Origin of the sequence: Bacteroides difficilis (assembly GCF_048319815.1) — a bacterium.
In the GTDB taxonomy this organism is placed as follows: Bacteria; Bacteroidota; Bacteroidia; order Bacteroidales; family Bacteroidaceae; genus Bacteroides; species Bacteroides zhangwenhongii.
In genome coordinates, this window is the sequence record NZ_CP182814.1 from 2,997,852 (window position 1) to 3,011,333 (window position 13,482).

Consider the following 13,482-nt stretch of genomic DNA (forward strand, 5'->3'; position numbering starts at 1 on the left):
TTAAGCTTGCGATTTTTTTCTTTATCCAAAGTCCGTCCCATGTCATATAATCCGAAAGTTTCTTTCCCATAGTCCTAAATAAGTATCGCAAAAAGCATAGAATTTACATTGTGTTTATTATAGTTAAATATCACCCTTAAGTGTGATTATATTTTAAAATTATTTGTATATATAGAATATAATCCCTAAACTTGTAAAGACATCAGACAACCTACATTTGATTTAAAGTCTAAAAGAACGATATTTAAGAGAAAAACAATAATTCATAAACTAAAATTTAATTATCATGAAAACAAAAGTATTATTTCTAGGCTTGGCTATTGCCTCTCTTACAACAGTTAGTGCACAGACATTCAACAAGGCTAATTATGCGTTTGAAATTGGTAAAATTCCTGCAAATTCGTCTAATAAAAGTTCATGTAACTGGTGGATTCAGAACAATGACGTGTTTTCTATAACTGATTCAAAGAATCATACTCCTAATGGAAAGCATAGTCTTTATTTCAAGACAGAGGCTGCCCTTGAAAAACAGAAAATGGCATGCGCTTCTTTCAATCCTGATGGTATGGTAGAGTTGAAAGACGGTGAATACACTGTCAGTTGCTGGGTTTTCGTTGAATCTGGTAAGATAAAGAACTTCAGCATGATATTTCCTGCTACAAAATATAAAGATGGAAAGAAACTTGCTCCAAAATCAAAAGAGTCTGCCGATTTTGAATCTCCATATTTCTCAGCTATGATTCAGACTGCTAAAGTTCCTGCCGGCAAGTGGGTGAAAGTAACTTCGCGTCCTTTCCGTTCAAAGAATGGTACTCATATTGATCATGTTAAAGCAGCTCTTCAGGTAGTAGCTCCAAAAGGAACAGAAAATGTATCATTCTATGTTGATGATATAACTTTCGAAAAAGTTAAATAACCTGTATTCATTTACAGGCTTTTGTAATAATGTTAGGTCTATTTTTACGACATCTATATTATATGATTTATAAGATTGTATACATATCTTTTTTTCTAATGTTTTTATTGTCTTTTTCTTCAGGGTGTAGCTCTGAAGAAAAAGATATTCCAGATCCGGATTCTGGAATTCCAGGAGGTGATGAAGGTTCGGATGATGGAGATAAGGAAACCGATAAGGTTTCTCCTTTCATGTGTACACCATACAACTCTGACAAGTTTGAAAAGCAGATTTTGTATTCGTGCGAGTTTGACCGTGGCTTTGATACTGAATATTGGGAGAATCCTAAAGACGACAAGTTTGCAACCTGGACTTTCTTTCCGGAAAATGTAGAAACACGAGATGGAAAGCTGGAATTGAAAATCAAGTATTACAAGCATAAAAGAGGCACTAAAGACTTGTATTTTACTTCCGGAATGTTGCGTTCAAAGTCAAAAGTCGGTTATGGGTATTATGAGGCGAGAATAAAAGGAGCAGATGTTTGGCCTGGTACATGTTCTGCTTTTTGGCTTTATACTTTTCCCAGTGAAATCGATAACTCTAATGGAAAGAAGAATGATGTTGTCTACAATGAGATTGACGTAATAGAACTTCAGCAAGTCCCTAAAAGCAAGTTTATTCTTAGTCAGAATATGCATATATGGATATTAGATGAGGATTTGAAAAATGAACAGATTAAAGCCGGACAATACCCTAAATTAGGTAAGAATGAAACAACTGTCAGTTGGAATCCTGAAGACGACTATCATGTTTATGCAGTGGAAAACCGTCCTGACTCTGTTGTATTCTATGTGGATAATGTAAGGGTTGCATCCAAACCGAATTATTTTTGGCACATGGATATGTATCTTACTCTATCCTTAGGGCTACGAACTCCATTTGAAAAATACGAAGCTGATGGTCAGCGTTTAGCGGTCAATCCAGATGGGTTGGATAAATCTGTTTTAGATAATGAAGGTGAATTTATCAATCCTGAATCTCCACAGCGATTCACTTCGGTGATGTATGTGGATTATATACGTTCATGGAAACGTGATTATGAGAATTTTGAATCTTCTAAGCGTGCTTTTACTGATGAAGATAAACAAAGATTCAAATAGAAAATGTTAATTTATTAATCAAAATTTTTACTCAATGAATGAATACTTGGAATATAGATTAAAGAGCCTGTTATTGATGATAATGGGATTAGTCTTTTCAGTTCAGGTTTTTGCACAGGCTATTACTGTTAAAGGCGTTGTAAAGGATAGTGCCGGTGAGCCTGTAATAGGTGCTAATGTTGTGGTTGTAGGGACTACAAACGGAACAATTACCGATTTTGATGGAAACTTTACAATCAAGGCTAATAAAAATGCCAAACTTGAAATATCATTTATAGGATATAAGAACACCGTAGTCAAAGTGTCGCCGAATATGAATATTGTTCTTAAGGATGATACTCAATTATTGGATGATGTGGTGGTTATAGGTTATGGTGCGGTAAAGAAAAAAGAATTGACGGGTGCTGTAGCACAGGTGAAATCGGAAGATATAACCAAAATCAATACGTCCGACCTTGGAAATGCCCTTCAGGGGATGGTTTCCGGTGTAAGTGTAACGGCTGAGAGTGGTGCGCCTGGTGCTGGTTCGGAAATTCTTATTCGTGGTGTTGCTTCAGTAAACGGTCAGAATACTCCTCTTTATGTCGTGGATGGTGTTCCGCAGGAAGGTGACCCGCGTATCAGTCCAAACGAAATCGAGACTATAGATATCCTCAAAGATGCCGCTTCTTGTGCAATTTACGGTACTCGTGGTGCAGCAGGTGTTATTCTTATCACAACCAAAAAAGGTAAGGAAGGTAAAATGTCAGCAAGTTTTGATGCAAGTTATGGTATCAAGAAAATCACGTCAACGGATTATCTGATGAATACACAGGAACAAACATATTTTAATCTTTTGTTCAAAAGAAATACTGGTACTTCCAATACGTACGATGATACCACATTGTTGGACTTGTATCGTAGCCTGCAGTACTATCATAACGATACTAATCTTTTGGATCAGGTTTTTGTAGACAATGCTGCCACACAAAACTACTCATTGACATTGAGTGGAGGTAATAATGGTCTCACATATAGCATAATGAATGGTTTTTATAAACAGGATGGTAGTGTTATCAATTCAGGTTTCAATAGATACAATACACGAATTAATCTTGGCTATAAGAGAAAACGTCTTACCATGAATGCCAGTGTAGGACTTTCTGTCGAAGATACCGATTATTCTCCTGCTGGACTTATTCTTCAGGCTATAAAATACAGCCCTACCCAGCCGGAAATCAAGCCCGGTGATACTTTCGAAACAGTAGGTGGCAATGAACAGAACAGATTGACTTATGTTCTCGACAGTTTCTTCTCTGAGGATTATCAGAGAATGACTAATTCTTTTGCTAATTTCAATATCAATTATGAGCTTTTCAAGGGTTTCAATGTCAGCGGTAGAGTTGCATTGAAGGAATCAGGTGGCTACCGTCGTAACTTCCGTCCATATAAGGAAATAAAAGACCAGGATGGCGAACTTATTACTAAACCTGAAGACAGTTATATTTCCATGATTTCAACTAACAGGAATTCTATAGTATGGGATTTCGGAGCACAATATCGTAAGACTGTCAAAGGGCATAAAGTAACTGCTTTTGCAGGTGTTACCGGCGAAGAATATGTTTACGAAGGTTTTACTGCAAAGAAACAGGGTGTAGTCGATAATGACATTAAGGTATTGAACGGTGGTTCTCTTAATCCTTCTGCCACTTCAAGTGACAATTATGTAAACAGGCTTATAGGTTCTATAGGACGTCTTCAGTATGATTGGAGAGGAAGATACCTTATAAGTGCAAGTATCCGTTGTGATGGTTCTTCGCGCTTTGCTTCGAACAATAGATGGGGATTCTTCCCTTCAGCATCTGCTGCTTGGAATATTAGTGACGAACCTTTCTTCAAGCCACTTGCTGATGTTGTGAATAACTTTAAATTGCGTGGAAGCTATGGTACTACAGGTAATCAGAATTTTACTCCTTATACGTTTAGCGGAGTCATTACCAACGGATATGATTATGTTATAGGAGATGCATCTAATCAGTCTTTGGCTATCGGTTCTATCCAGAGCGAATATTCAAATCAGAATGTAAAATGGGAAACTACACGACAGTATAATATTGGTGTAGATTTGGCTTTGTTCAATAATAAGTTCACTTTGGCTGCCGAATACTATTCTACCGACAAGAAGGATATGCTTTTCCCTGTTACATTGCCAGGCTCAACAGGAGCTACTAAAACTCTGGTAATGAACGTAGGTAACATGACCAACTCAGGTTATGAGCTTACTGCAAGATATCGTTCTGCAATCAAGGGATTTTCATATGATTTTAGCGGAACATTCAGTACCAACAAGAATAAGGTGACAAGAATAAATGGAGATGGTACACGCATCAGTGCATATCCTCAAGGACTTGTTTCAGGTGCAGCAGCCCGTTCACAGGTAACTTTTATAGCAGAAGGTTATGAAGCGGGAGCTTTCTTCCTTTATCCTACAGATGGAATCATAAATACACCAGAAAAACTTGCCGAATATCAGAAAATCAATCCTACTGCACAGATGGGTGATTTGATTTTTGTTGATACCAATAAGGATGGAAAAATCTCTGATGACGACAGAGTATATTCCGGTAGTGGACTCCCTAAATATGAAATCGGTTTCAACATGCAATTCAGATACAAGGGTTTCGATCTCTATGCAAATCTTTATTCTGCACTTGGACATAAAATCATGAATGGTTCCCGTGCTACTGCATTTGGCTATGGACGTCACAAAGATTTGGTGGCACAATATACTGAGTTTAACACTGATTCGCCTATTCCTACTTATAGAGGTGATGTGAAGGGCCATGAAAACTATAGGGCAGATACCGACTTATGGCTTGAAGATGGCTCCTATTTACGCTTGAAGTCGATAACCTTAGGATATTCATTATCAAAGGCTTTGGTTACTCGCATGCGTCTGTCTAATTTGCGTTTTTACATTTCAGGACAGAATCTGTTTACTCTGACCAAGTATTCAGGCTACGACCCTGAAATAGGTGGAGGCATCAACAAGCGAGGTATGGATATGGGTAACTATCCTACATTTGCAACATATTCTGTGGGTCTTAACTTGTCGTTTTAAATTAGAATGTCATGAAAAAATACAATATATTTAGAAATATAGCCTTAGGGGCTCTGGTGGTATCTTCTTTGTCTTCTTGTGAAGACTATTTAAGCTTGTCAAATCCTAACAAAACAACGGTTGAAACATTCTGGACTGATTTGAAGGATACGAAGTCAGGTCTCTATGCTACATATGCAGCTCTCAGAAATGACTATGTACTCAATATTCGTGAAGAAGCATGGAGAAGTGACTTGTGTTGGCCGGGATATGGTAGACCTCAACCACAGAACAATGCTGAAGGTTGGAACTGGTATTGTCAGAATTATACTAACAGTACTGTCGCAATATCCAGCAAATGGGATGCTCTTTATATCAGTATCTGGCGTGCCAATCAGGTAATCGAGGCTTTAGAAAGAATTAAGGATACCGTTTCGGGTGATGAAATTGAAACATGGAATATTCAGATGGGACATGCCCGATTCATCCGTGGTCTGATGTATTTTTATTTGCATTCTTCTTTCAATAACGGAAGTGTTGTGCTCCGCACAAGCACTGCACAGTCTTTCAACTTGCCTTTGTCTCCTGCAGAAGATGTCTTGAAATTCTTTAGAGAAGACTTGGAAGTTGCTTACGATTTGCTACCTGTGCCTCAGGATGTAACTTCTGATTATGAGGGTTTGGCAACAAAAGGTACTGCAGCAACTATCCAAGGTATTTCATACCTTTATGAAAAAGAATATTCCGAGGCAGAAATGAAATTCAAGGATGTAATTGATAACTACGGCTATGAACTGGAACAGGACTGGACTAAAATGTTTACTAACGCAGGTGAGTTTAATTCTGAGTCTATTCTTGAAATTTCATATTCGTTGGATTACAGACAGGATATCACAACTTGGGATATGAATTGTATGTATAATCGTCTTGCCACTCTTTCCACTAGTTTGGGTGGATTCTTGCCTGCAGCTTGGTTGGTCAACGAGTTTCTTAATGATAAACCTGACAATAAGGATTCAAGAAACACAGGACGTCAGGTCTCTCTCAGAGCGTCTGCTATGGTAGCTTTGGTTAAGGATGAAGTTACTCCATATTATATCAATGGTAATGCTTCCGAAAAATGCCCTATGGGTGGTCCATTGGCCGATTGGGGATTCGGAAAGTTCAAGAAATATACCAATCATGATATCGTAACAAAAGAGAAGCCTTCAATGTCCGGAAAGAATGTCGTTGTAAACAGACTGTCAGATGTATATTTGATGTATGCGGAATGTCTTTTGCAGAGAGAGACGCCTGATATAGCAGGTGCATTGTTGTACATCAACAAGGTGAGAGCACGCTGGGGTGTTGAACTTTTGGGTATCGAAGCAGAGTTTGCCGGAATTCGTACATACGACGGAGAGTCTTATACCAAAGATGAATTGATGGAACATCTTATGTTTGTTGAACGTCCTCTTGAACTTGCTACTGAAGGTCATCAGATTAGATGGCAGGATTTGCGCCGTTGGGGATTATTGGAAGACGATGGTAAAAATATTTTCAAACTCCATCATGATAATGACGATTTCTGGTCTGTAGAATATACGGCCAAGAAACTTAACAGCAATCAGACTCAGACAAAAAACAATTCTACCGTACAAGAAGGAAGTGGTAATCTGAGCTTGAATTATGAATTTGAAATTGCTGCACAGAACTATAGTAAAGAGAGAAACCTGTATTTCCCTATCCCTCAGAAAGAATTGATGAATAATTCAGCTATCAAAAACAATAACTAATACGCTAAAAATATGATTAGAAATATATTTTCAAAACTGCTTTTACCATGTTCTATTGCCGCAGTACTGGCAACAAGCTGTAGAAAAGAGTATGAACCGCTTGATAAGGTCAGCGATTTGGCGTGGTATACAAGTGAGACAATCAATCAGGGAAATTCTGAGTATGTAGTAAATGTAGATACATTTATCTCATTTATAGATGCTTCCCAGGGATTTACTTCACACAAGTGGGTAATCGAAGAAGGTAGTAATTTTATGATTGATGACTTCGACTATAAGAAGCCTCCTATCAAAAATCAGGTAGATCCCAATAAGGGCCTTGTTTCAAAGAATGCCGCCGAAAGCATATTTTTCGGCACTCCGGGTAAGACTACAGTTACATTGGTTGACACATTCAACGAATGGGCGACTTCTCATGAGAAGAATCCTACTCAGACAGTTCTCGAAGACGGGATCTGGGTACTCCGAAAAGTGTTTACTGTAAATGTTTATGCAAAGCCAAGGCCTGCTTTCACTGTAAAGAAGTCTGACGGGACTGTATTGCTTAATGTTTTGCCGGACGACGTAGTTTCTTCTGATAAGTCTACATGGAAGAATGTAGAAGTGGAAGCCGGCGAAAGTCTGACTTTTGTCAATAATACGCCAAACCAGGAATTCGAAACTGTTGAGGGTATAACATGGAGTGTTGAAGGTAGTGTACAGAAAACTTCTGCTGCCAACGAAGCTGCTTTCACTTTCAATGTACCAAGCGAAGAGGGATATAGCGAACATTCTTTGGCTGCACGCCGTGTAGAAAAACCGGTTGCCAACGTAAAGAAGTCCATACCGCTTGTCATCAAAGTTGTGAAATCATCCAAACCATTTGAAGTTGATACAAAATCAGGAATGTCCACTGTAGATATAAAGACAATAAATATCAAGATATCAAGCGGAGCTTTGGCGTCAATCGCTACAGATGAAAAGTTAAGGTCAAGTTTCACGGTGAAGTGTGGTAGCGAAATAATCCCGGTTTCCAGTGTGACAGCAGATGCTAACGGAACAAAACTTAAGATTTCTCTAAGCGCTCCGTTGTCGGAAGGAGCACTTGTTAAAGTATATTATGATGGCACGGGTGGCATAGAATCGATGGATGGTCGTAGCCTTGAAGGTTTTGAAATATCCGTACCGAATACGGTAACTTCTAATCTTATTCCTAAATCTGTTTCAGGCTTTGAAGTTGGTGGTACTACACCAAGGGAGAACGGCTGGATGGTAGATAACAAAAATACAGGCGCATCTGCCGTTGTAACGGCCGATCCGGTTAATACCACTAACAAGGCATTGAAGATTGTTTCTGGTACGGCCAATGACAAATATGTATCCTTCCAGTTGGCTAATCTATTGGATATTGATGGTGGAAAATTCAAAGTGTCGTTAATGGTATATACAGACCAGGCGATAAACGACGCGCAGATAAGAGTCCAGAAGAATGGTGCTAATCCTCTAGAGAAAATTTCTGATTTGAATGTTACTTCAACAGGTACATGGACTAAAATTACATCTGAATTTGATACCGGTACTGACAAGGTTACAAACCTTCAGTTATTTTTCCCTGCAGGAAAGTTGCCTGTAAATTCTAAAATATATTTTGATGATATTAAGTTGGAATACGTAAATTAATAGACTTATGAAAAAATACTTTAATTATATATTAATGACATTTTTAGGGGTACTCATATCATGTACCCCCGAAAAATGGACTGAAGAGCCTACAGTCATGACCGATATATATCGCCTTGAAAATCTTCGTGATGGGTTAGCCATTGATGTGTATAGAAATCTTCCATTGATGATTGAAGAGAAAGGAAATCTCTTGACATCCTTTGCCACAAGCGATTTTGTTGATAATTCGACAAATAAAATATACAGTTTTTCATATTCTGTAGTCATAAAGTCCAAGGCAGATACTAAGTCGGGCGATGAACAGACAATACTTAAGAAATATGTATGTGATGGTTCGCGCCAGTCAGGTATGGCTAAACTTGTAGTAGAGACTTACATAAATGATGTATTGGATAAGGAGGAGAAATTCTCATCCTTGGCTCTTTATGAATTGCAGCGTCCTACGTCTGCTGCCGATGTTCCTGCTTCTGAAATTCCTTCGGATGTATTCTGTATAGCTGTCGATACATTTTTCGTTGATCAATCAAACACCAGAAATATCTGTGTTCGTGCCAATGCTCCGTTTGGTCTTGTCGAGAATTCAGGATTTACTGCTATAATAAATAATGATACGGTAGATATTTATGGAGTGACCGTTAGTTTGGACAATTCTTCTATCCTTAAGGTAAGGGTAGACAGGATGTTGACAGCCGAAGATGTCGTAACATTGAGTTATGATGGAAAAGGAAATATCAAATCGTCTATTGGCAAGCTGCTCGAACCTTTTGAGAAGTTGCCTGTAAAGTTTGTTGAAGAGCCTGAAGATGAAGATGATGATGGAGAGGTGGACCCCGACTCAAGAGAAAATATATTCTTAGGAGATAAATTCACATTTAATTCCGATGCCACAATAGGAAATCTTGGATGGAGTATTGCTCCCAATGGTGCAATTGTAAAGGATTCGCAAATCAAGTTTGGCGATAAAGGATACTCGCTGAAGATAACAGCCTCGGGCACTTCCGGTAATTTTTATTTAATGAATTTGGCACAACATACCATTGACATACCTTCTGGAAATTATGAATTGATTTTTTATGTGTATTTCCCTTCCGAAGGCTATATACCGACAGGAAACTTCAATTTTGATTTTTTCAAGAAGCCGGATTCGAAAAATCCTACCACATTCACGTTCTCTAATGAAATGCCAAGGGGTAAGTGGATAAAGCAGAGTGCAAACATCGCTATTGAATCCCAACTGTCAGGGATGCAATGCAGGTTCATGTTTAATACTCTTGTAGGAGTGGGAACTTTCTATCTTGACCAGTTGGAACTTCGCAGAATAGGAGAATAGTATAACTTTAAATTAAGGAAAAATATGAAACTAAATAAGATAATAGCAGCTTCGGTACTGATTTCTACAGCTTTTGCTTCCTGTTCTAAGGATGATGCTGCTGCAAGCAATGCCATAAATCCTTCGTATTCGGTGTTTGTGAACGGAGTAAAGATTGTTTCTGCTGATATGCAGAATTCTTCACCCGAATCCAAGGAGGTAGAGGTGACACAGTATGACAATGTCAGTTTCTGTAACAGTTCGGTAAATGTATCTGCAGCAAAATGGGTCATTTCTTCTGAACAGAACTCTATAGAGGCTGAAGAAGATACGCTGCGTATGCAATTCCCTAATGCTGACGATGTGTATAATAATATTAGTTTGTCTTTGACCGGTATTTCTGCCGGTCAAAAGATGAATCTCTCGGTTCCGGTTACGTTTAATGTAAAGTCTTTTGAGTATTCTGGTTCCGGCGAAGGTGAGAACCCTTCTGTAACTGACGAGTCTTATGATATTTTGGGTGAAAATAACACGACATCAATGCTTATATCTGATGATATGCCTGATGTTGTCAAAATCGATTTAGGTGGAGATTTGGATTTCAAGCTCATGCCTTATTCTACCAAGGGATTCACGGTAACAAGCACACCGTCGTCAGTATTTTCAATTGATGGCAATTCTTCGCTTCTTGTCTTGAAGGAGGTTCGCCGTTCTCAAGAAGACGGTTCGGTGCTCGAATTGAAATTAGAGCAGGCAGTAACAGCAGGAGTTAGTGTTTCGGTTGCATACGATGGCACTGGTGATATTATGTTTATCAATGGTAAGAAACTGGCAGCATTTGATACTGCAAAACATCCGGATAATGATGTGGAAAATAACGTACTGCCTTTTACTTCCGACAAACTGAACTTTGTAATTGAAAATAATGACCCTGATTTGGTTGTTATAACCTTTAAGGAAGAGCAGTCCGCTTCAGCTTTTGCAGATGGTATAACTTCTGTAGGATTATCTGTAAATATTGATAGCAAAGCAGCAACAATCAATAGTATCACTATGTCCGACGATAAGAAATGCTTAAAATTACAACTCGCTGAGAATGTAAAATATGGCAATAATGTTACAATTTCTTATGATGGAAACGGAAATATTGCTTTGAATAATGGAGTTAAGTTGGAAGCCTTTGGTAGCGTGAATATAGAAAACAAGGTAGAGATGCCTGTAATAGAAATTTCAAATGATATGATTTCTTTCTATAATAATCAATCTGTAACAGCAATATCTATAAAACCAGGTTTAAAGGAAGATAATTTTAAAACTCCTACTAATCTGATTAATAGCTTTGAGGTGTATGCAAATGGAAGTCGTGTAAATATCCGCTCTGTAAATATTGCTAACAATAATATCAATGTTATACTGCCTGTTGCTATAAGAGCAAATGATATTATTAAATTGAAATTTAAGGGAAAAGGACTGGAGACTGAAAATAGTTTTGCTGTAGCACCATTCGATTTTGATGGTTTAACTCATAAGGGTGCTGATAATACCAGTGCTTTTGACCCATTCATGCATGGTTTTGAACGTTACTTGCAAAATCCAGATGAATTTCAGTTCTCCAATTTTGTAACTCTGGGTTGGTCTGTTGCAAGCGATGTTGGTAAAGAAACTAATACTCCGGTAAAATATGAGAATCTGACTGAGGGTAAAAACAAGAATATGGTCTTGGTTATTGATAATACCGGTAACATAAGTTCAAAAGGTCAGATTTATTTTATGCCAAAAACTGATGGAGGACAGGTGGTTTCGTTTCCTAAAGCTGGAACATATAAGTTGAAATTCAGATATAAAGCTAACATTACTGGTACAGCAGCTTGTGTCTTCCAATATAAAGATACTTCGGCTTCGAATTTTATGAAAGCCACAGATGTAACATTGTCGAATAATGGTGAATGGACTGTTTTTCAGTCTGGAGAATTCACTTTTGATAAAGATTTGACAACTTATAAATTCAATTTTGCCAGGTATGCCATCCCTGATGGAACTAAAATCTATATTGACGACATCCAGCTTATACCTGTTAATAATTAAACCACAATAGAAGGGAGCATCCATAAAATGTTCCCTTCTCAGCTATAAAAATAACACAATAGTATGAAACGCTTATTATTCTTAACCACAGCATTTGCAACATGCCTTTTCACTGTCAATGCTATTATCAATGATACTCCGCAGAAGAAACCGCTTATTAAGCACGATTCAGCTATTACCGAGAAAGGGAAACAGGTGGTAACTCCGCATACCGACCCGCAACTTTTCGAGGTAGTGGAACAGTACACTGACGATTTCAACGGGACAGAGATAGATAAATCAAAATGGAATACTCCGTGCAGACCGTTTGCTACTGTAAGCTTCAGCCCTGATAACGTGAAGCAGGAAGATGGAAATCTCAATATCACAATTAAACACCATGAACATGATTTCAGTAAGGCATTCCCACATTATTATTTCCAGTCGGGTATGCTGAATTCAAAAGGTAAGGTGACATACGGATATTTTGAAGCAAGGATTAAGGGAGCGCATGTGTTCAGAGGTACATGCCCTGCCTTTTGGCTTTATTCTCTTCCTGGTGATGGAAAGAAAATCAAGCCTCAGAAAGAGAATACGGTGGTGTATAACGAAATAGACATAATCGAACTGCAGCAGGTTCCAAAGGATTTTCATATCATGAGTTGTAATTATCATATTATGGTGCTGAAACCGGACGGTACTAACCCTGACGGCAGCGAGAAGTTTACCAACAAGTTTCTCCATCCACAGAGCATGTGGGGACATAATGAAACTGTGGTAGATTGGGATTCACGAGACGATTATCATCTGTATGCATGTGAGAACCGCCCAGACTCAATAATATGGTATATTGATAATAAAAGAGTGGCATCTGTTCCTAATTATTATTGGCATCTGGGAATGTATATCACATTGTCTATGGAGCCTCGTACTCCGTTCGAGAAATGGAATAACGGCAAGCGTTATCCTGTTCCTACCACGAAAGAGCAGGCCGATGCAGCCGGATTTCCTTCGACTATGAAGGTGGACTATATTCGCACATGGAGGAGAAAGGACTATTCACAATTCAAGTCTTCCAAGAGGGAGTACAATCCTAATGATTTTTAAGCTTTCATTTGTATGGATGTACTGCTCGGAAATCTTTCTTGAAAAATGCTGTATAACATATATTGTTAAATAAATATTAAAAAGCTTGCTGTTATGCTCTTTAATATGTATTTTCGTGTAGATGTCAGACAACAGAAAGTTCTTTCCTTTAAAAACACTGCGATGTTAGGCTGTATATCTCGTTAGGATTTTTATTTGTTTACGAATACTAATTAAATAAAATATATTAATATGAAAACAAATCAAACAATTATCGAAAACGGTTCTTTGAAGGACGTTTCTTATGAATCCCCCAAGTGTGTAGTGATTAATGTTGAGTCGGAAGGTGTCTTGTGTTCAAGTAACCCCGAAGGTAATGGGATGGAGAATTTCGTAATAAGTCAATCAAATCGTTTCGATTCAAGCATTTGGAAATAACCATTTAAAAATTT

General features: G+C 38.0%; 9 protein-coding genes. All 9 read left to right on the top strand.

Annotated features, from left to right (window positions below; genetic code table 11):
• Positions 1-286 precede the first annotated feature (286 nt).
• The 9 genes from ACNOGP_RS11255 to ACNOGP_RS11295 all read left to right on the top strand — a co-directional run bounded on the left by ACNOGP_RS11255 (position 287) and on the right by ACNOGP_RS11295 (position 13,468).
• On the top strand, positions 287-916 hold the full coding sequence (locus ACNOGP_RS11255; protein WP_004320147.1) for a hypothetical protein: 630 nt from the start codon (positions 287-289) through the stop codon (positions 914-916).
• Between the two features lie 98 nt (positions 917-1,014).
• The gene (locus ACNOGP_RS11260; RefSeq protein WP_157452184.1) at positions 1,015-2,055 is read left to right on the top strand and encodes a family 16 glycosylhydrolase; all 1,041 of its coding nucleotides are present in this window, start codon (positions 1,015-1,017) and stop codon (positions 2,053-2,055) included.
• Positions 2,056-2,089: 34 nt separating this feature from the next.
• Positions 2,090-5,155, top strand: coding sequence for a SusC/RagA family TonB-linked outer membrane protein (locus ACNOGP_RS11265; RefSeq protein WP_004320143.1), 3,066 nt, complete (start codon positions 2,090-2,092; stop codon positions 5,153-5,155).
• Positions 5,156-5,166: 11 nt separating this feature from the next.
• The gene (locus ACNOGP_RS11270; protein WP_060451228.1) at positions 5,167-6,909 is read left to right on the top strand and encodes a RagB/SusD family nutrient uptake outer membrane protein; all 1,743 of its coding nucleotides are present in this window, start codon (positions 5,167-5,169) and stop codon (positions 6,907-6,909) included.
• A gap of 12 nt (positions 6,910-6,921) precedes the next feature.
• A complete protein-coding gene (locus ACNOGP_RS11275) occupies positions 6,922-8,568 on the top strand; it encodes a hypothetical protein (protein WP_004320137.1) in 1,647 nt (548 codons plus the stop codon).
• Between the two features lie 7 nt (positions 8,569-8,575).
• The gene (locus ACNOGP_RS11280; protein WP_004320135.1) at positions 8,576-9,901 is read left to right on the top strand and encodes a hypothetical protein; all 1,326 of its coding nucleotides are present in this window, start codon (positions 8,576-8,578) and stop codon (positions 9,899-9,901) included.
• Between the two features lie 24 nt (positions 9,902-9,925).
• Positions 9,926-11,965, top strand: coding sequence for a SwmB domain-containing protein (locus tag ACNOGP_RS11285; protein ID WP_004320133.1), 2,040 nt, complete (start codon positions 9,926-9,928; stop codon positions 11,963-11,965).
• A gap of 63 nt (positions 11,966-12,028) precedes the next feature.
• Entirely contained in the window at positions 12,029-13,051 is a 1,023-nt protein-coding gene (locus ACNOGP_RS11290; RefSeq protein ID WP_004320131.1) for a family 16 glycosylhydrolase, read from the top strand.
• Between the two features lie 231 nt (positions 13,052-13,282).
• A complete protein-coding gene (locus ACNOGP_RS11295) occupies positions 13,283-13,468 on the top strand; it encodes a hypothetical protein (protein WP_004320127.1) in 186 nt (61 codons plus the stop codon).
• Positions 13,469-13,482 lie beyond the last annotated feature (14 nt).